The sequence below is a fragment of the Allobosea spartocytisi genome (genome assembly GCF_014764685.1).
In the GTDB taxonomy this organism is placed as follows: domain Bacteria; phylum Pseudomonadota; class Alphaproteobacteria; order Rhizobiales; family Beijerinckiaceae; genus Allobosea; species Allobosea spartocytisi.
In genome coordinates, this window is record NZ_JACXWY010000003.1 from 183,960 (window position 1) to 203,251 (window position 19,292).

The 19,292-nt window shown below is 67.8% G+C and carries 19 protein-coding genes; 12 read left to right on the forward strand and 7 right to left on the reverse strand.

Annotation, left to right across the window (positions count from 1 at the left end):
- The first annotated feature begins 256 nt into the window (after positions 1-256).
- From IED13_RS06235 to IED13_RS06265, 7 genes are all read left to right on the forward strand, one after another.
- Positions 257-685 (forward strand): RidA family protein, encoded by a 429-nt coding sequence (locus tag IED13_RS06235; RefSeq protein WP_191123699.1) that lies wholly within the window; start codon positions 257-259, stop codon positions 683-685.
- Positions 686-698: 13 nt separating this feature from the next.
- The gene (locus IED13_RS06240) at positions 699-1,856 is read left to right on the forward strand and encodes an NAD(P)/FAD-dependent oxidoreductase (protein ID WP_191123700.1); all 1,158 of its coding nucleotides are present in this window, start codon (positions 699-701) and stop codon (positions 1,854-1,856) included.
- Positions 1,857-1,869: 13 nt separating this feature from the next.
- A complete protein-coding gene (locus IED13_RS06245) occupies positions 1,870-2,583 on the forward strand; it encodes an SDR family NAD(P)-dependent oxidoreductase (protein ID WP_191123701.1) in 714 nt (237 codons plus the stop codon).
- 91 nt (positions 2,584-2,674) lie between these two features.
- Positions 2,675-4,228: an ABC transporter substrate-binding protein gene (locus tag IED13_RS06250; protein ID WP_191123702.1), complete on the forward strand. Its 1,554-nt coding sequence runs from the start codon at positions 2,675-2,677 to the stop codon at positions 4,226-4,228.
- Positions 4,229-4,384: 156 nt separating this feature from the next.
- Positions 4,385-5,323: an ABC transporter permease gene (locus tag IED13_RS06255; RefSeq protein ID WP_142022366.1), complete on the forward strand. Its 939-nt coding sequence runs from the start codon at positions 4,385-4,387 to the stop codon at positions 5,321-5,323.
- Positions 5,320-6,210 carry an ABC transporter permease gene (locus IED13_RS06260; protein WP_112762517.1) on the forward strand — a complete coding sequence of 297 codons (891 nt, stop codon included), beginning with the start codon at positions 5,320-5,322 and terminating at the stop codon, positions 6,208-6,210. Before IED13_RS06255 ends, IED13_RS06260 begins: the two co-directional genes overlap by 4 nt.
- On the forward strand, positions 6,207-8,033 hold the full coding sequence (locus tag IED13_RS06265; protein ID WP_191123703.1) for an ABC transporter ATP-binding protein: 1,827 nt from the start codon (positions 6,207-6,209) through the stop codon (positions 8,031-8,033). Before IED13_RS06260 ends, IED13_RS06265 begins: the two co-directional genes overlap by 4 nt.
- 6 nt (positions 8,034-8,039) lie before the next feature.
- Here IED13_RS06265 and IED13_RS06270 read toward each other — a convergent pair whose 3' ends face one another.
- Positions 8,040-9,212, reverse strand: a complete 1,173-nt coding sequence (locus IED13_RS06270; protein WP_191123704.1) for an AGE family epimerase/isomerase — start codon at positions 9,210-9,212, stop codon at positions 8,040-8,042.
- A 243-nt stretch (positions 9,213-9,455) separates the two neighbouring features.
- On the opposite strand from IED13_RS06270, the gene dut reads away from it, so the two are divergent.
- From dut to IED13_RS06290, 4 genes are all read left to right on the forward strand, one after another.
- The gene (dut, locus tag IED13_RS06275) at positions 9,456-9,968 is read left to right on the forward strand and encodes a dUTP diphosphatase (RefSeq protein ID WP_248312475.1); all 513 of its coding nucleotides are present in this window, start codon (positions 9,456-9,458) and stop codon (positions 9,966-9,968) included.
- Positions 9,965-10,417 (forward strand): RrF2 family transcriptional regulator, encoded by a 453-nt coding sequence (locus tag IED13_RS06280; protein ID WP_038364754.1) that lies wholly within the window; start codon positions 9,965-9,967, stop codon positions 10,415-10,417. Before dut ends, IED13_RS06280 begins: the two co-directional genes overlap by 4 nt.
- A 100-nt stretch (positions 10,418-10,517) precedes the next feature.
- The gene (gene cysK / locus IED13_RS06285) at positions 10,518-11,504 is read left to right on the forward strand and encodes a cysteine synthase A (protein WP_038364757.1); all 987 of its coding nucleotides are present in this window, start codon (positions 10,518-10,520) and stop codon (positions 11,502-11,504) included.
- The gene (locus IED13_RS06290; RefSeq protein ID WP_191123705.1) at positions 11,501-11,953 is read left to right on the forward strand and encodes a GNAT family N-acetyltransferase; all 453 of its coding nucleotides are present in this window, start codon (positions 11,501-11,503) and stop codon (positions 11,951-11,953) included. The genes cysK and IED13_RS06290 overlap by 4 nt, the downstream gene beginning before the upstream one ends.
- 6 nt (positions 11,954-11,959) lie before the next feature.
- Here IED13_RS06290 and IED13_RS06295 read toward each other — a convergent pair whose 3' ends face one another.
- From IED13_RS06295 to IED13_RS06305, 3 genes are all read right to left on the reverse strand, one after another.
- Positions 11,960-12,829 carry a VOC family protein gene (locus IED13_RS06295; RefSeq protein ID WP_191123706.1) on the reverse strand — a complete coding sequence of 290 codons (870 nt, stop codon included), beginning with the start codon at positions 12,827-12,829 and terminating at the stop codon, positions 11,960-11,962.
- 133 nt (positions 12,830-12,962) lie between these two features.
- The gene (locus IED13_RS06300; protein WP_191123707.1) at positions 12,963-14,198 is read right to left on the reverse strand and encodes an NAD(P)/FAD-dependent oxidoreductase; all 1,236 of its coding nucleotides are present in this window, start codon (positions 14,196-14,198) and stop codon (positions 12,963-12,965) included.
- A 3-nt stretch (positions 14,199-14,201) separates the two neighbouring features.
- Positions 14,202-15,251: a YihY/virulence factor BrkB family protein gene (locus tag IED13_RS06305; RefSeq protein WP_038364765.1), complete on the reverse strand. Its 1,050-nt coding sequence runs from the start codon at positions 15,249-15,251 to the stop codon at positions 14,202-14,204.
- 238 nt (positions 15,252-15,489) lie between these two features.
- On the opposite strand from IED13_RS06305, the gene IED13_RS06310 reads away from it, so the two are divergent.
- Positions 15,490-16,191, forward strand: coding sequence for an outer membrane protein (locus IED13_RS06310; protein WP_191123708.1), 702 nt, complete (start codon positions 15,490-15,492; stop codon positions 16,189-16,191).
- Between the two features lie 73 nt (positions 16,192-16,264).
- On the opposite strand, the gene recR is transcribed toward IED13_RS06310, so the two are convergent.
- The 3 genes from recR to IED13_RS06325 form a co-directional block, all read right to left on the reverse strand.
- Entirely contained in the window at positions 16,265-16,870 is a 606-nt protein-coding gene (recR, locus tag IED13_RS06315) for a recombination mediator RecR (protein ID WP_038364767.1), read from the reverse strand.
- A gap of 133 nt (positions 16,871-17,003) precedes the next feature.
- Positions 17,004-17,324 carry a YbaB/EbfC family nucleoid-associated protein gene (locus tag IED13_RS06320; protein WP_038364769.1) on the reverse strand — a complete coding sequence of 107 codons (321 nt, stop codon included), beginning with the start codon at positions 17,322-17,324 and terminating at the stop codon, positions 17,004-17,006.
- A 36-nt stretch (positions 17,325-17,360) separates the two neighbouring features.
- Complete coding sequence (locus tag IED13_RS06325) at positions 17,361-19,226, reverse strand: DNA polymerase III subunit gamma/tau (protein ID WP_191123709.1); 1,866 nt, start codon at positions 19,224-19,226, stop codon at positions 17,361-17,363.
- Positions 19,227-19,292: the final 66 nt, after the last annotated feature.

The following is a 19,292-nucleotide window of genomic DNA, read 5'->3' on the forward strand; positions in this document are numbered from 1 at the left end:
CGCGACAAGGCATAAGACACGCAGGGCGCGAACAGCCTGGATCACTCCCGCAAGCAGCGTATCCCGGTATCTTTTTTGCGCGGGCGACCTATTGTCAGGAAGATCGTTCCACGCCAGCCACCTCCATGGCATCGCTCTCGCCGGGCATCCCCATCCTTGACAGCCCAAAACAACTCGAATGGTATACACCAATTCCCGCAAGGGATGCTGCCGGTCGGGACGCCCGGCAACGCAGGCCGCGCCTCCGGAGACTGCCATGAGCGAGATCATCAAAGTCAAATCCGGCAGCAAATACGAGACGCTGAACAGCTATTCGCGGGTGGTGGTGGCGGGCGACATGATCTTCGTCTCGAACACCGCCGGACGGAACTACAAGACCCGTGCCATCGCCTCCGACGCCGGGGGCCAGGCCGAGCAGGCCTTCCGCAATATCGAGGGCGCGCTCGCCGCCGTCGGCGCATCGTTGAAGGATGTCGTCGCGGTCAAGGTCTTCGTGCCTGATATCGCCGACATGGAGGCGGTCAACGCGGTCGTCGGCCGCAAGTTCAGAGGCATCGACCCCGCCAACACCACGACCTGCACGCCGCTCGGCCAGCCCGAGCTCAAGGTCGAGTTCGAGGTCACCGCCTACAGGCGCCGCAATCCGGACGAGACGGAGCAGCGCATCGACGTCGACCTCTCCTGAAGGCAGCGCGGCCATGCCGGATGTCGTCATCGTCGGAGGCGGGATCAGCGGCGTTTCGGCCGCCTACGAGATCGCGCGGGCCGGCCATTCCGTGACGCTGCTGGAAGCGCGCAATCTCGCGGCGATGGCGTCGAGCTGGACGCTCGGCGGCGTGCGTCAATCCGGCCGCGATCCCGCCGAGCTGCCGCTGGCGAAGGCCGCAGTCGAACGCTGGGGCGGGCTCGACGCGGAGCTCGGCGCGCCGACCGGCTACCGCCGCCACGGCAATCTGCGGCTGGCGCGGACCGAAGCGGAAGTGACGGTCATCCGCGAGCTGGTCGCGCAGCAGAGCAAGCTCGGCCTGACCATCGAATACCTGCCCGACAACGCCTCCGTGCGGGACAAGGCTCCCGCGATCGGACCGGACATCCTCGCAGCCTCCTTCTGCCCCGGCGATGGCCATGCCGATCCGGTTCCGGCCGTGCGTGCCTATGCCGAGGCCGCCCGCCGGCATGGCGCGATCATCCGCGAAGGCGTGCCGATCCGGGCGCTGATCCGCGAAGGCGACCGCGTCACCGGCGTCGAAACGCAAGATCGCGAGACCATCGCCGCCGGTCGCGTCATCCTGGCCACGGGCATCCATGCGCCCGAACTGCTGGCGCCGCTCGGCCTCTCCCTGCCGCTGACCATCAGGCTGGTCTGCGTCATGCAGAGCGTGCCGCTGCCGCCGCTGCTCGCGCCGGTCTTCGGCGTCGCCAATGCCGATGCAGCCGGGCGGCAGGAGATCGACGGGCGCCTGCGCGTCACCACCGGCATCGGCGATTGGCCGCATGATCCCACGAGCTGGACCGAGGCCTCGCTCGCTCCGCGCAGCCGCGATATCGCAGCGCTGATCGCGCGCACGACGCAAATCCTGCCCACGCTGGCGGAGGCCGGCATCGCCCGGCTCTGGGGCGGGCTGATCGACCTCACGCCCGACGCCCTGCCGGCGATCGACGGCGAAACGGGCATCGACGGGCTCGTCGTCGCCGCAGGGTTTTCCGGGCATGGCTTCGGCATCGGCCCCGTCACCGGCGAGATCCTGGCCGACCTCGCCTTGTCGCGCCAACCGCGCTTCGATCTCTCTCCCTTCCGGCTGAACCGTTTCGCGAACGGCCGGAACAGCACCGCCGAACTCTCCCTGCACGGATAGGACATCGCCCGCCATGCTTGCTCCCGAGGGACGCGTCATCCTGATTTCCGGGGCCAATCGCGGCATCGGTCGCGCCGTCGCCGAGTTGCTGCACGCACAAGGCTACAGTCTGAGCCTCGGCGGGCGCGATCTGAACTCTTTGAAGACGATGAGCGCCGATTGGGACCCGTCGCGGGTCCATGTCGCTCGTTACGATGCCGGCGACTGGGCGAGCCATCGCGCCTGGGTCGATGCCGCGGCGGCCCGCTTCGGCAGGATCGACGGGCTCGTCAACAATGCCGGCATGCATAGCGCCATGACCTTACGAACGCCGGATGAGGCCGCGCTCGACGCGATCTGGGCGGCGAACTGCAAGGGGCCGCTCAACCTGATCCATTGCGCGCTGCCGCATCTCGAGGCCAGCGGCATCGGCCGCATCGTCAATGTCGCCTCGCTCTCGGGCAAGCGCGTGCGCAACGACCATGTCGCCTACAACATGACCAAGCATGCGATGACCGCGCTCAACCATGCGGCGCGGCGCATCGCCTGGGACAAGGGCGTGCGGGCAACCGCGCTCTGCCCCTCCTTCGTGCGCACCGACATGACGGCAGCGAGCACGGCGCTGCCGCCGGAGGCGATGACCCAGCCGGCCGATCTCGCCGAACTGGTTGCCACCGTGCTGGCCCTGCCCAACAATGCCGCCGTTGCGGAATTGCTCGTCAATTGCAGGCTGGAGGACACGCTTTAAGGCCAGGCGCTCGACGGGACGGGCGCAGGCGCGGAAAGGCCAATTCCAGATCGAAATCACCGAAAATCAACGACAAAAGCAGGGGAAAACCATGAAGAGACCCGTTTCGATCCTCGCCGCCGTGTTGGCCGGCGCGCTGATGGCCAGTCCGGCCCTGGCGCAGAAGACCGTGCTCACCGTCGGCATGCAGAGCTCGGATGCTGGCGTGCTCGACCCGCATCTGAACTCCGGGACGCCCGGCAAGGCGATGCTGCAATGGATGTTCAACGGGCTCGTTCGCATCAAGCCCGGCGAGCTTTCGCCCGAATTCATGGAGCCCGACCTCGCCGAGAGCTGGACGTCCTCCGCCGACGGCAAGGAATGGACCTTCAAGCTGCGCCAGGGCGTGCAGTGCCACCACGGCTATGGCGAGTTCACTGCGGAGGACGCGGTCTATTCGCTGAAGCGCGCTTCCTCCAAGGACAGCTCCGCCTTCTCGTCGGACTACAGCGCGGTGCAGTCGATCGAAGCTCCCGACAAGTACACCGTCAAGATCGCGCTGAAGGAGCCGATCCCGAGCCTGCTCGGCATCGTCATGAACTACCATGGCGGCAACATGGTCTGTAAGAAGGCCGCCGAGGAGCTGGGCAAAGAGGGTTTCGCCAAGAAGCCGGTCGGCACCGGCCCGTTCATGTTCCAGGAATATGTGCCGCAGCAATACGCCAAGCTCGTCGCCAACCCGAACTATTTCCGCGGCAAGCCGAAGCTGACCGAAATCCTCTACCGCTTCATCCCTTCGGATTCCTCGCGCGATCTCGCCTTCCAGTCCGGCGAGCTCGACATGATGCTGGGGCGGCAGGAGCAGGCCTGGGTTGACCGCATGACGGCACTGCCCGGCGTCAAGGTCGTCGCGATGGGCCCGGCCGAGATGTCGGTGCTGCATCTCAACATGAGCCAGCCGCCGCTCGACAACATCAAGGTCCGGCAGGCCATCGCCTATGCCATCGACCGCAACGCGATCTGGCAGTTCCGCGGCAAGAACATCTCGCGCCCGGCCGTCTCCGTCGTGCCGTCAGGCTATCTCGGCACGGACGAGAAGGCCCCGCTCCTGCCCTTCGACCTCGCCAAGTCCAAGGCTTTGCTGGCGGAGGCCGGCTTCCCGAACGGCGTCACCATCAAGGCGATCAACACCACCCTCCCCTCGATGCTGAGCTTCACCGAAGCGGTGCAGGCGCTGCTGAAGCGCGCCAACATCACCCTGGAGATCCAGCCGGTGGAGCACGCGACCTTCCACCAGCAGATCAGGCAGGACCTCTCGCAGGTCGTGCATTTCCAGGCGGCGCGCTTCCCGGTGGCGGATGTCTATCTCTCGCAGTTCTTCCATTCGCGGGCGATCGTGAAGACGCCGACGGCGGTGACCAATTTCTCGCATTGCAAGGTCGCCGATGCCGAGATCGACGCGGCGCGCTCCGAGACCGACAAGGTCAAGCAGCTCGCTTTGTGGAAGACGGCGCAGGAGAAGATCATCGCCGATGTCTGCGCCATACCGGTCAACGAGATGATGCAGCTCTGGGCCTACAAGGATAGCCTCGACCTCGGCTACAAGCTCAAGGCCTCGCTCAATCTCGGCCCGCCGGTGCTGGAGACGACGCGCTTCACGAAGTGAGGTCGCCCATTCCGCGCGTCATTCTCGGGCTTGCCCCGAGAATCTCGTGCCGGATGTATCTCGGAAACTCGTCGAGAGATGTTCGGGTCAAGCCCGAGCATGACGGCCCGACCTAGGCGGCCATTGCGGCCGCTTCCCCTCGAACAGGGCGGCATCATGAGCGCCTTCCTCGTCAAACGCCTCGGCTTCGCCATCGTCACGCTCTGGGCCGTGCTCTCGCTGGTCTTCGTCGTCGTGCGCATCGTCCCCGGCGACCCCGCCCAGGTGATCCTCGGCGACCAGGCCGACGCAGCCGCGATCGCCGCGATGCGCACGCGGCTCGGCCTCGATGCCTCGATGAGCGAGCAATACCTGAGCTTCCTCGGGGGCGCCGTGCGCGGCGACTGGGGCGTCTCGCTCGTCACCGGGCGGCCGGTAATCCAGGAGGTACTCGCCGTCCTGCCCTGGACGATCGAACTCACCATCGTCTCGCTGGCGATCGGCATCGTCATCGGCGTGCCGCTCGGCGTCTGGGCGGCCGTCAACCGCAACCGCATGCCGGACTATGTCACCCGCATCGCCTCGCTGCTCGGCCTCTCCTTCCCGCCCTTCGTCTCGGCGATCATCCTGCTGATCGTCTTCGCGATCATGCTGCGCTGGTTCCCGGTGATCTCGGCCGGCAGCGGCTCGGCCTCAGCCTGGTTCCAGTCGATGGCGCTGCCGGCGCTCAATCTCGGATTGATCATGGCGGCCTACATCACCCGCGTCGCCCGCTCGGCCATGCTGGAGGTGATGCAGGAGGACTATGTCCGCAGCGCCCGCGCCAAGGGCGTGCCCTGGCGCGTCGTGGTCTGGCGGCATGCGCTGCGCAACGCGCTGATTCCGATCATCACGATCGTCGGCCTCTATCTCGGCATACTGATCGGCAATTCGGTGCTGACCGAGATCGTCTTCAACCGGCCGGGCCTCGGCAAGCTGATCGTCGGTGCGCTGAACCAGCGCGACTACACCATGCTGCAGGGCATGATGGTGATCTACACGCTGATCGTCGTGCTCGTGAACATCGCGACCGACATCACCTACGCCCTCGTCGACCCCCGGGTGAAGCTGTCATGAGCACCTCCGTCCATGATGCCGCCCCCGTCGCCCCGCCGCGCCTGCGCTGGCTGAAGGCGACGATCGGCGCCTTCAATGCCAACAAGACCTCCTGGGTCGGGCTCGCCATCGTCGTCGCCGTGATCCTCGCGGCCGTGCTGGCGCCCGTCATCGCTCCCCACGATCCGCTGGAGCAGAACATCCTGTCGCGGCTCCAGCCGCCGCATGACGATTTCTATCTCGGCACCGATTATTTCGGCCGCGACATCCTCTCGCGGCTGCTCTACGGCGCCCGGATTTCGCTGGTGATCGGCATCGCCTCGACCGTCATCGCGATGGTCGTGGGATCGCTGATCGGTTTGCTCGCCGGCTATTATGGCGGGCGCTTCGACGTGGTGGTGATGCAGGCGATGGACATCCTCCTCGCCTTCCCGTCGCTGATCCTGGGCCTGATCCTCGTGGCGATGCTCGGCCCCTCGATGGAGAACATCACCATCGCGATCGCGCTGACCTCGATCCCCTCCTTCGCCCGCATCGCCCGCGCGCCTACCATCACGGTCAAGGAGCGCGACTATATCGGCGCCGGCCGGGCGCTGGCCTTCTCCGACGCGCGGATCATGGCCGGCCATATCCTGCCGAACATCTTCCCGGAAATCCTGGTGATGGCCTCGCTCTGGCTCGCCAACGCCATCCGCACGGAAGCCTCGCTCGCCTTCATCGGCCTCGGCGTGAAGCCGCCGATCGCGACCTGGGGCGGCATGATCCGCGAGGGCTTCGAGAACATCCTCGACAGCTACTGGCTGGTGCTGGCGCCCTCGCTCGCGATCCTCGTTGTCGTGTTCGCGCTCAATGTCCTCGGCGACGGCCTGCGCGATGCCATCGACCCGAAGCTGAAGGGCGAGCGATGAGCGGCCCCGTCCTCTCCGTCGAGAACCTCCAGACCGCCTTCCGCGTCGGCGGGGAATGGCGCTGGGCCGTCGAGGACCTGAGCTTCGACGTGGCGCCCGGCGAGACCGTCGCCATCGTCGGCGAATCCGGTTCGGGCAAGAGCGTGACCGCGCTCTCGGTGATGCGGCTGGTCTCATCGGCCAATGGCCGCATCCAGGGCCGCGTCGCGCTGGAGGGCCGCGACCTGCTCGCGCTCAGCGAGGAGGAGATGCGCAAGGTCCGCGGCAACGACGTCGCGATGATCTTCCAGGAACCGATGACGAGCCTGAACCCGGTGCTGACCGTCGGCTTCCAGATCGCCGAGGCGCTGCGCTACCATCGCGGCTTCGATGCCGGCGCGGCCAAGGCCGAGGCGCTGCGCATGCTCGACAAGGTGCGCATCCCCTCGGCGAAGAGCCGTTTCGACAATCATCCGCACCAGCTCTCCGGCGGCATGCGGCAGCGCGTGATGATCGCGACCGCGCTCGCCTGCAAGCCCAAGCTCCTGATCGCCGACGAGCCGACGACCGCGCTCGACGTGACGATCCAGGCGCAGATCCTGGAGCTGATCAAGACGCTGCAGGACGAGGAGGGTATGTCCGTCCTCTTCATCACCCATGACATGGGCGTCGTCGCCGAGATCGCCGACCGCGTCGTGGTGATGTGGAAGGGCAAGAAGCTGGAAGACGCGCCGGCCTCACAGGTCTTCCACACGCCTGTCCACGGCTACACCAAGGCGCTGCTCGCGGCGGTGCCCAAGCTCGGCGACATGACCGGCCATGGCCGTCCGCTGCGCTTTCCGCGCATCGACCCCGATAACGGCAAGGTCGAGGGCAAGCCGGTCGAGCAGCCCGACACGGTCGCGGCCGACGAACCGCCCTTGCTCGAAGTCTCCGGGCTGACGACCCGCTTCGGCATCCGCGGCGGCCTGCTCGGCCGCTTGCGTGGCCAAGTCCATGCAGTCGAAGACGTCTCCTTCAGCCTGCGGCGCGGCGAGACACTGGCGCTGGTCGGCGAGTCCGGCTGCGGCAAGTCGACGACGGGGCGATCGATCCTGCGGCTGGTCGAGCCCTCATTCGGCACCGTCCGCTTCGGCGGGCGCGACGTCACCGGGCTCGGCAAAAGCGAATTGCGCGATGTCCGCCGCGAGATGCAGATGATCTTCCAGGATCCTTTCGCCAGCCTCAATCCACGCAAGAGCGTCGGCAGCGCCTTGGCCGAGCCGATCCTGGTGCACGGGCTCGCCAAGGGAAACGAAGCCCGCGAGCGCGTCGCCGAACTCCTGCGCAAGGTCGGGCTCGCCCCCGAGATGCATGTGCGCTTTCCGCATGAATTCTCCGGCGGCCAGCGCCAGCGCATCGCGATCGCGCGTGCGCTCGCGCTTTCGCCCAAGCTCGTGGTGGCGGACGAGGCGGTCTCGGCGCTCGACGTCTCGGTGAAGGCACAGGTGCTGAACCTGATGCTCGACCTGCAGGCAGAACTCGGCCTCGCCTATCTCTTCATCTCGCACGACATGGCCGTGGTCGAACGCGTCAGCCATCGTGTCGCGGTGATGTATCTCGGAGAGATCGTCGAGATCGGCCCGCGCAAGGCGGTGTTCTCCGACCCGCGCCACCCTTATACGCGCAAGCTGCTGGCGGCAGTCCCCGTTCCCGATCCGCGCCGCCGCGCGCTACGCCGTGAACTCGCGATCGACGAATTGCCGAGCCCGATCCGCAAGCTCGACTGGCAGGCGGTCCCAACGGCGCTGGTGGAGGTCGCTCCCGGCCATTTCATCCGCCAGCCCGTCGATGCGAGGGCATAGCGCCGGTCAACCCGGCGCAGCTCCGCGGCCCACACGGTCCCATTCCGCCAGGGCCAGCACGAGATGATACAGCACGCGCACCGGGATCACGATCTGTGCGGGCGCCCCGCTTCTTGTGACCTGATTGAGCCAGAGCCCCGTATCGGGCGCGACGAAAGTGCGGAACAGACCGTCGAGATGGGGTTCGAGGCGCCGGGCCGCGTCGTCATCGCCGAGCAATTCGATCCGGGCCAGAAACGCCTTGATCGCCTCGGTCTGCGGCCAGAGCAGCTTCGTCGGCGCAACGAGCTTTCCGGTCCGGTCGACACCGTCGAAGGCCGCGACGGGCCCCGCGACGCCATCATCCAGGCCGTGACGGATGGCGAAGGCGTAGAGCCTGTCCGCGAGGTCGCGCGCCGCCACATCCCCGGTGAGCCGCCAGTGATGCAGCAGCAGCCAGGTCCATTCGAAATGATGCCCCGGCTCGCGCAAGGCGCCGGCGGCGCCGGGGACCGGTTGCCAGTCCTGCGTGAAATATTCGCCCAGCGAGCCGGTCTCGGTGTCGACCATGCGCTCGCGCGCCAGCCGGACGATATCGCCGGCACGATCGAGCCAGCGCTTCTCGCCCGTGGCCTCGGCAAGCGCGTGGAAGGCTTCGAGCAGATGCATATGCGGGTTCTGTCGGCGGGGCAGCGTGCCGAGCGTGTCCTCGGCGAAGCCGCCCTCCGGATGCGACATCTCCCGCTCGATGAAGCCGATGACCTCGTCTGCGATGGCGAGCGCCTGCCCGTCCCGCGTCGCCCGATGAAACCAGGCCATGGCGAAGAGGACGAAAGCCAGGTCGTAGAGATCGGTGCGGGCGTCGACCGGCGTGCCGTCCTCGCCGACGACATGGCGGAACCGGCCCTGCCCGTCGCGGCAGCGATCGCGCAGGAACGCAAAGCCGTGCTGCGCTGCGGCGAGCGCCGGACCGGAAGGGTCGAGCAGATGCGCATGGCTGAACACATAGGTCAGCCGGGCCGTGACCAGCGTCGTCCTGACCACACCGGCATCGTGCCTGGCCTGCGCCGGATCGAAATGCTCGACGAAGCCCGGGCGGCCCGGCTGCAGGGCCCGCTCGATCCAGCCGGGGATCAGAACCTGCCCCAGCCAGTCCCGCGGCGAGCCGATGGTCGCTTCCAACGCTTCGATGCGCTTCATCGATCGATATCCTCCCCGAGGAACGCCGGGGCCGGGCCGCGCACGGCCGGTCCCCTCTCCTCGTTCGGGCACGAGCCCGATTCAGGGCAGCCCCGTCAAGGCGCCTCCGCAGCGGCCCCATTCCCCGGCCTGCAGATGGGTCGGGCGCAGGCATGTCGGGAGCTGAAGCAGCGGCCGGAATGGGAGTTGAACAGCGCCCTGCATGCGGCCTAGAACGGGGCGTCCGCGACGCGAGGGGTCATCTTGAGCACACTGCACGACAGCCCCCGCTTCGAAATGATGGTCCTCGACGACCGGATCTTCGATTGGGGCCTCCCGACATATCAAACGGACATGTCGGCCGGCATCGACCTTTTCGCCTGCATCGACGAACCGCTCGATCTTCAGCCGCAAGCCGACGCAGTCCTGATCCCCTCGGGCATCGCGATCCAGATGAACGACCCCAACGTCGCCGCCTTCCTGCTCGCGAGGTCTGGGCTGGGCCACAAGAAGGGCCTCATCCTCGGCCAAAGCGTCGGGACGATCGACGCGGATTACCAGAACCAGATCTTCATCAGCGCCTGGCTGAGAACGCCGCCGGGGAGCGCGCCGCTTCGAATAACCCCCGGCGACAGAATCGCGCAGCTCGTCTTCCTGCCCATCCTGCGGCCGACCTTCAAAGTCGTCGAAGCCTTCTCGGCTTCCACGAAAAGAGGGGGCGGCGGCTTCGGCTCGACGGGCATCGCCGGCGGCGAGGCTCCGGGAGGCCGGTCATGATGCTCCTCTCCCGCCGCAGCCTTCTCGCCATCGCCGCGGTGGTCGACATCGCACTGCATGCGCGGCCCTCGCCGGTGGCGGCGAAGCTGCTCGCCGCGCGGCACGCCTTGCCGCCACGCCATCTCGAGACGCTGCTGCAGGCGCTGGTGCGTGCCGGAATCCTCAAAGGCGTGCGCGGCCCGCGCGGCGGCTACGAGCTGGCACGCGAGCGCCGCAGGATCACGGCCGGTGACATCGTGCGCGCCGCGATGGAGGACGATGGCGAGGATGCGCTCGGCCCGATGCCGCATTCGGCCCTGATCGACGATGTGATCGCGCCCCAGGTCGAGGCCGCCTCAGCCGCCTTCCTGTCGTCACTGGAGGAGGTCACTGTGGAAGAGTTCTGCCGGCGCGCTTTGGACCGGGCGGCGGCTGCGGATGGCAGGTCCCACCCCGATTTCACAATATAAAGATGTGATTTATCTCTTTCTTCGACAGAACGTGTGAATTACGTTAGCTTCACCGGCCAAACGGCCCGATCCCAAAACGGCCCGACCCAAGGAGTCTCCCATGGCTGAAGCAGCGCAGAAATCCTCGACGCCCCCCGCCAAGGCCCCCGGTCGCGGCCGGATCTACAACTCGATCACCGACACCATCGGCGACACGCCGCTCGTCAAGCTGAACCGGCTTCCGGCCGAGCGTGGCGTCAAGGCGACGATCCTGGCCAAGCTCGAATTCTTCAACCCGATCTCGAGCGTGAAGGACCGCATCGGCGTCAACATGATCGATGCGCTGGAAGCCTCCGGCGCGCTCAAGCCCGGCGGCACGCTGATCGAGCCGACCTCCGGCAATACCGGCATCGCGCTCGCCTTCGTCGCCGCCGCGCGCGGTTATCGGCTCATCCTCGTCATGCCCGAGACGATGTCGCTGGAGCGGCGCAAGATGCTCGCCTTGCTCGGCGCCGAGCTCGTCCTGACGCCCGGCCCCGGCGGCATGCGCGGCGCCGTCGCCAAGGCCGAGGAGCTGAAGAGCGAGATTCCGGGCTCGATCATCCCGCAGCAATTCGAGAACCCGCACAACCCCGAGATCCACCGCAAGACGACGGCCGAGGAGATCTGGAACGACACGAACGGCCAGGTCGACATCGTCATTTCCGGCGTCGGCACCGGCGGCACCATCACCGGCGTCGGCCAGGTGCTCAAGGCGCGCAAGCCGGGCGTGAAGATGGTCGCGGTCGAGCCCGAGGATTCGCCTGTCCTCTCCGGCGGCCAGCCCGGTCCGCACAAGATCCAGGGCATCGGCGCCGGCTTCGTGCCCGGCGTGCTCGACCGCGCCGTGATCGACGAGGTCGTCACCGTCGGCAACCAGACGGCCTTCGAGACGGCCCGCGCGCTCGCCAAGAGCGAGGGCATCCCGGCCGGCATCTCGTCGGGTGCGGCGGTCGCGGCGGCGCTTGAAGTCGGGGCGCGGCCGGAGAATGCCGGCAAGACCATCGTCGTGATCATCCCCTCCTTCGCCGAGCGCTACATCTCCAGCGCCCTGTTCGAGGGTCTGTGAGCGAAGGCAGCGTCCATATCGTCCGGCTGGCGGAAAGCCTGCCGGACGAGTTCGAGGCGCTGCGCAGCGAGGCGAGCGCCGAGAGCTTCGCTTTCATCGAGGGGCTGCGCGCGGAGTGGCTGTCGGGACAGTATGGCAGCGATGACGACCGCTTCGCGGCCTTCGCGGCTTACCGCGAGGGAGAGCTCGCCGGCATCGGCGCGGTGACGCCGGACCCTTACGACCCGGCGCCCGATCTGCTGCGGGTGCGGCATGTCTATGTCCGGCCGCTGCATCGCGCGGCCGGCGTCGGCCGGGTGCTCGCCACGGCCCTGATCCAGCAGGGGCTGGAGCTGGCGCCGCGGCTTTCGCTGCGGGCGGCCGATCCACGCGCCGCGGCCTTCTGGGAAGCGAACGGCTTCACGCCCGATAACGGCGGCACGCGCCGCTCGCATCTCCTGACGCGCTGAGCCGGCTCAGCGCGTCAGCACGAGCCGATTGCCCCAGGGGTCGGCGATGGACGGCACCCCGTCAGCCTCTTCGCCACCGGCCGCGATGATGCGCTCCCGCATGGCCGCGAAATCGGCCGTGTCGCGCGCCACGATCTCGAAACGGTCGAGCCCGGCCTCGCCGGCGCCGCGAAGGCCGGCGCCACGGCTGCCCCAGATATTGCCGGCGATGTGATGGTGGTAGCCGCCGCTGGCGAGGAAGCTCGCGCCCGGATAATGCACCATCACATCGAAGCCGAGCAGGCCGTGATAGAACGCCTCGGCGGCGGCCGTGTCGCCGACGCGCAGATGGATGTGCCCCATGCCCGTCCCCTCCGGCATGCCGGCATAGGCGCCGGTTGCCGCCTCGGCCAGCAAGCGGTCGAGATCGAGCCGCTCGGTCGCCATGGCGATGCCGCCATCCGGCTTGCGCGGCCATTCCTGGCGCTGGCGGTCGCGATAGATCTCGATGCCGTTGCCTTCCGGGTCGGAGAGATAGAGCGCTTCGCTGACGAGATGGTCGGAGGCGCCTTCGAGCCGGATGCCGGTCGTGGCGGCATGGCGCAGCCAGTTGGCGAGATCGCGCCGCGACGGCAGCAGGATCGCGAGATGGAAGAGCCCGGCGGCGGAGGTCGGCTGCGCGGCGCCTTCGATGAGGCGGACCAGAACGGCTTCGCCAGCGCCGAGTTCGGCGAGGCCGGGAGCGTCCCGCAGGAGCTTCAGCCCGATGGCATCGCGATAATAAGCCGTGAGCTTCGGCAGATCGCGGGCCCGCAAGGTCACCGCGCCGATGTGATAGGGTGCGTCGTGAGCTTCGAGCCGCGTGGCCGCTCCCGCCTTGTCCTGAACTGCGAGCATGTCGTTGTCCTTCCTTGCGCGGCCAGGCCACGCTTCCAGGGAAGATGGTCCTTCGCGGCGCATTTGTCGCCATTCCGGTCGGCAAATGCGGGATTGCACCATCGCAATGACGAGACCGGTGAGAATGCGGATCTCAGGCCGGGCGCGGGCGATCGATGGCAAAATGGCGAAACCAGCGTTCCTCCCCGCCGCGCAGCAATCCGCCGAGCAGCCTCGAAGCGAGGAAGCTGAAGGTGATGCCGTTGCCGCCATAGCCATAGGCGGCGAACAGGCGTGGCCGGCCGGGCACGCGCCCGATCAGCGGCAAGCCGTCCGCCGTCTGCCCGAAGGCGCCGGACCAGGCAAAGTCCACATCGAGCCGCGCCTGCGGCAGCAAGGCATGAAGGCGGGCGCGAAGGGCCTCGGTCTTGGCCGGGCCGAGCTTTTCGCGGCGGTCCGGATCGGCGAAGTCCTCATCCTCTCCACCGAAGACGATGCGTCCCTCCAGGGTCGTGCGGCAGTAGGAATAATCTTCCGAAGCCTCCCAGACGAGAGCCGGCCCCGGCCAGAGCGCCTGCGGCGACTGCGGAACCGTTGCGATCGCCCAGCTCGAGGCGGTGCTGTGCAGATCGTCGTTCACGCAATCGGGCATGACGTAACCCGTCGCGAGCACGACATGGCCGGCCTCCACGGTGACGCCGCCGGAGAGCGAGATCGCCACCGACCGGCCGGCATCGTCGTAAGCAACGGCCTCGTCGCGGATCATGCGCGCACCGGCCCGCGCCGCCGCCGCGAGCAGACCATGGCAGAGGCAAAGCGGGTCGGCCTCGGCCGAACCGGGCGATACGATCGCGGCGGCGCGGTCGAAGCCGAACGCGTTCAGCAGCGCCGCATGCTCGACGAAGCTGCCCGGCAACCCGGCCCTCTCGCGCAGAGTGGCTTCATCGCGCAGCTCGCGCGGCCCGACATTGCCTGCCGCCAGATAGATCGAATCGCGCCGGGCGAAGCTGCAGGGCAGGGCCAGCTTCTCGACGAGGGCCCCCAGTCCCGCGACGGCCCTGAAGCTCAGCTGATAGATCTCGGCCGCCCGCTCGAAGCCATAGAGCGCGGCGAGCTCGCGCAGGGACAGATCGATTTCCCATTGCAGCATCGCCGTCGACGCCGCCGTGCTGCCGAACCCTCCGCGCTCCCGATCGATCACCACGACATCGAGCCCGATCGCGGTGAGATGCTCGGCGAGGAAGGCGCCGGTGATGCCGGCACCGACGATGGCGACGTCGCAGCGCATGTCACGCCCGAGCGGGCGCCCCTGCGGGCGCTGCAAGGCCGGGCGCCAGGGGCCGGTGCCACTGCGCAGATCCTCATGGCGGGTCGTTTCCGGATCGAGCATCCCTCAGCCGGCCCGTGGCGGGCCGACCCGGTCGGCCATCGTCGCGCCGCGCTCGCCGAGCGGCTTCGCCCGACCTGCGGTGGTGTCATGTGCGGTCTGGTGTTCCAGCTCGGCGTTGAGCTCGGCGCCGGCCAGCACGATCGTCGCCGAGAGCCAGAGCCAGGTCATGAAGACGACGACGGTCGCGAGCGAGCCATAGGCCGCCGTGTAGTTGCCGAGCGTGCTGACATACCAGGAGAAGGCATAGGAGGCCGCGGCCCAGAGCAGCGCGGCAGCGACGGCGCCCGGCATCACCCAGACGAAGCGCATGCGCTCGCGGCTTGGACCGATCCAGTACAGGCAAGCGATCGAGAGAATCGCGACGACGAGGAAGATAGGCCAGCGCACCAGCCGGATCAGCCGCTCCAGCTCGGAATGGAACGGGAAGAGCGCGGTGACCACCGGCAAGCTCGCGATGATGACCAGCACCGAGGCGAGCAGGACGATGCCGCTCACCGTGGTGAAAAGCGAGACGGCGTTGAGCTTGAGGAAGCTGCGCTTCTCCTGCTCGCGATAGATGATGTTGAGCGCGTCGAAGATCGCCTTCACCGCCGCATTCGCCGACCAGGTCGCGACCAGAAAGCTGATCACGAAGGTCAGCGAGAGCGAGAAGCCCGACTGGCCCGACAGCCGCATCGCCTGCTCGTGAATGAGCTCGCGCGCGGCTTGCGGAAACATGGCCGTGATCGCGTCGAGCTGGCCGGCGATCGTCGCCGGGTCGGTGAAATAGCGATAGATCGTGACCAGCAGCGAGAGCGCCGGCACCAGCGAGAGCAGGGTGAAGAAGGCGACGGCGCCGGCCAGCGAGGTCAGCCGGTTGTCGCCGACATTGCCGACGAAGCGCAGCAGCACATCCTTCCAGCCGAGCCAGGTCATCTGCAGCGGCGTCCGCGCCAGCCGGCCGCGCGCCGCCTCCCGCCTGCGGCGGACGCGACGGCTGGAGACGACCCCCGAGAGATAGCCGAGCGCGACGCCGATGCCCGCCGCGCCGGTGATCCGCTTCAGGAAAGCCATCTCGGGGTCCGGTCTCCGTTACGAAGAGTCTTCTGTCCTGCCGCATCGTCTTCACGCGAACCGGCGTCCGCTTCGCCGAAAATGCTCCGGGCCCAGCTTGCGGGCAACAGGCCCGGCCCGCAATTGTTCCCTGAAGGGCGGGCGAGAAGGCCGCCTTAGCCGATTGTTAACCTTAATGCTTCGTTATCGGCCGGCGCCGCCCTCGATGGGCCGGCGCTTGCGATTCAACGGAAGCCCGATGACGAAGCTGCTCAAAGCCGGCCTGACGAGCCTCGCGATCCTGCTCTCGGGAGCGGCCGGCGCGGCCGATCTCCGCGGCGTCGCGCTGCCGCCGGCGCCGGAGCTGCCGGCCTTCTATTCCTGGACCGGCCTCTATGCCGGCCTGCAGGGCGGCTATTCTTGGGGCAGCAACCGCGTCCGCATCGGCGGGTCCGTCGGCCCCTTCGCGCCGACGAGCTTCCGGGCCGACGATGATTCCGCCTTCGGCGGCGCCCATGCCGGCTTCAACTACCAGTTCGGCAGCGTCGTGCTCGGCATCGAGGGCGACATCGAGGCGCTCAACAGCCGCAGCCGCTTCGACGGAATCAGCATCGCCGCGCGCATCGACCAGAACTGGCAGGGCTCGGCGCGGGCCCGTATCGGCTATGCCTTCGACCGGCTGATGATCTACGCCACCGGCGGCGCCTCCTTCAGCGAATTCGAACGCCGCGTCTTCGACCCGGCTGGCTTCGGGGAGCGGCTGAGCAGCACGCGGACCGGCTGGAATGTGGGCGCCGGCGTGAACTTCGCCTTCACCGACAACCTGATCCTCGGCGCCGAATACCGCTACACCGATTTCGGCAAGAACCGCTTCGCGACCTCGGGCGCCATCCCCGGCCTGAGCGGCGAGCAGGAACTGACCACGCACAGCGCCCGCGCCAGCATCGCCTACAAGTTCTGAGCGTCCCCAACACGTCATTCCGGACAAGTGGCGAAGCAGCGCCGATCCGGAATGACATGTGGTGCGGATCTGCTCAAAACCCCGTGCGCTGGCGGATGGCGGCGGCCAATGTGCCGTCGTCGAGATAGTCGAGCTCGCCGCCGACCGGCACGCCATGGGCGAGCTTCGTCACCTTGACCGGCAGATGCGCCATGAGATCGGTGATGAAATGCGCCGTGGTCTGGCCGTCGACCGTCGCGTTGAGCGCGAGGATGACCTCCTTCACCGCCGGATCGGAGGCCCGCGCCACCAGGGCGTCGAGCGAGAGATGCTCCGGCCGGACGCCATCGAGCGCCGAAAGCACGCCGCCCAGCACATGATAGCGGCCGGAGACCGCGCCCGAACGCTCCAGCGCCCAGAGATCCGAGATATCGGCGACGACGACGATCAGGCTGTCGTCGCGGCGCGGATCGCTGCAGAGCCCGCAAGGGTCCCTGGTATCGACATTGCCGCAGGTCGAGCAGACGACGATGCGTTCGCGCGCCACCGCCATCGCCTCGGAGAGCGGGCCGAGCAATTGCTCGCGCTTCTTGACCAGATGCAGCGCCGCGCGCCGGGCCGAGCGCGGCCCGAGCCCCGGCAGCTTGGCCAGAAGCTGGATCAGCCTTTCGATCTCGGGACCGGCAATGGCGCGGGACATGCTGCTTCTCAGAAGAAGGGAGGCGTCATCCCGGGCGACCGCAGGGAGACCCGGGATTCATGCCGGAACGGTTCAGGCATGGATCCCGGCTCTGCGTTTCGCTTCGGCCGGGATGACCCGTGCGGATATGAAATCAGAACAGCTTCATGCCCGGCGGGATCGGCAGGCCCTTGGTGACCTCGGCCATGCGCTCCTGCATGACGCGCTCGGCGCGGCCGCGGGCATCGCCGGCTGCCGCGACGATGAGGTCCTCCAGGATCTCGCGCTCGTCCGGCACCATCAGGCTGGGGTCAATCTTCACGCTCCTGAGCGCGCCCTTGGCCGTCATCGTCACCGTGACCATGCCGCCACCGGCCGCGCCCTCGACCTCGATGGTCTCGAGCTCGGCCTGCATGTCGGCCATCTTCTGCTGCATCTGCTGAGCCTGCTTCATCAGACCCATCATGTCGCGCATCGGAAATCCTCCTCGGGAAACTGCAAACGATCGTGATCAGAAGTCGATGCCGTCGAAATCCGGCTCGGCATCGTCGAAGAGCGGTTCGGCATCGGGCAGGTATTCGTCGCCGGCCGGCGCTGCGGAATTCTCGGCCGCCTCGACGGCGCGCGGATCGCGGACATCGACGATGCGCGCGCCGGGAAAGCGCTCCAGCACCGCCTTGACGGAGGGATGCGCGGCGGCATCGCTCTCGCGCTGATCCTTGGCGGCGATGGCCTGCTCGCGCATCGTCGCGCCGCCCTCGGCGTTGACGACCGCGACCATCCAGGTCTGGCCGGTCCATTCCTTGAGCTTGCGCGAGAGATCCTGCGCCAGCGTGCGCGAGGCGCCCTCGACCAGCGAGAACTCGATGCGACCGGGTTCGAAGCGCACCGGGCGGATATCGCGCTCGAGCGCGATCTTCAGGGTGATCTCGCGATGCTGGGAGGCCAGCGCCACCACATCCTCGATCGAGGCGACGATCGCCTGCGGGGCCGCCACGGCGCGCGGTGCGGCGACAGGCGCCGGATTGGCGCTGGCGAGGATCGGGCGTGCGGCCAGCGCGGTGTTGCCGCCGCCGGAGGGCGGACGCGGCGCGCCGCCACCATGGCCGTTTCCTTGGCCATTGCCGCCGGGGATGGCGCCCGCGCCGTCGCGCAGCATCTTCAAGGCTTCGTCCGGCGTCGGCAGGTCGGCGGCATGGGCGAGGCGCACCAGCACCATTTCCGCTGCCATTACCGGCCGGTCGGCCTGCTTCACCTCGGCAATGCCCTTGAGCAGCATCTGCCAGGTGCGGGCGAGCACGCGCAGCGAGAGACGCTGGGCGAAGTCGCCGCCGCGCACGCGCTCGGCCTGGGCGAGCGTCGCGTCCTTCACGGCGTCCGGCACGAGCTTGAGGCGGGTGACGAGATGGGTGAATTCGGCGAGGTCGTTCAACACCACGACCGGATCGGCGCCGGCATCGTATTGCGCGCGCAATTCGCCGAGCGCAGCGGCGATGTCGCCCTTCATCACCGACTCGAACAGATCGATGACGCGCGCCCGGTCGGCGAGGCCGAGCATGGAGCGGATGTCGTCGAGCGTGATCCGGCCCGCCGCATGGGCGATGGCCTGGTCGAGGATCGAGAGCGAATCGCGCACCGAACCCTCGGCGGCGCGGGCGACGGCGGCAAGCGCCTCATCCTCGGCCTCGACGCTCTCGGTACGGCAGATGCCTGAGAGATGGTTCACCAGCACGTCGGATTCGACACGGCGCAGATCGAAGCGCTGGCAGCGCGACAGCACCGTGATCGGCACCTTGCGGATCTCGGTGGTCGCGAAGATGAATTTCGCGTGGGCCGGCGGCTCCTCCAGCGTCTTGAGGAGCGCGTTGAAGGCGGCCGTCGACATCATATGGACTTCGTCGATGATGTAGACCTTGTAGCGGCCGGAGACCGGCGCGTACTGGATGCCCTCGATGAGCTGGCGGACATTCTCGACGCCGTTGTTCGAGGCGGCATCGAGCTCCATCACGTCGATGTGCCGGCCCTCGATGATGTCGCGGCAATGGATGCCGAACTCGCGCAGATCGGTGGTCGGCGCGCCGCCGCCATCGGCCGTCTGGAAGTTGAGGGCGCGGGCGAGGATGCGCGCGGTCGTGGTCTTGCCGACGCCGCGCACCCCGGTCAGCATCCAGGCCTGCGGAATGCGCCCCGCCGCGAAGGCATTGGTCAGGGTGCGCACCATCGCATCCTGGCCGATCAAATCGCCGAAATGGGCCGGGCGGTATTTGCGGGCCAGCACGCGATAGGGCGTCGGCGCCGCGACGGCCGGCACAGGCGCGGGGTCGAAGCCGGCGAAGCCCGGCTCGTCTGCGGTGGCGGCGTCGATCTCGTCGGTCATGAAAACTGGTTTCGCCAATCGGGAGGCGAGGGTCAATGCCGCCGCGGGCCAGAAGGCCCGGTTACA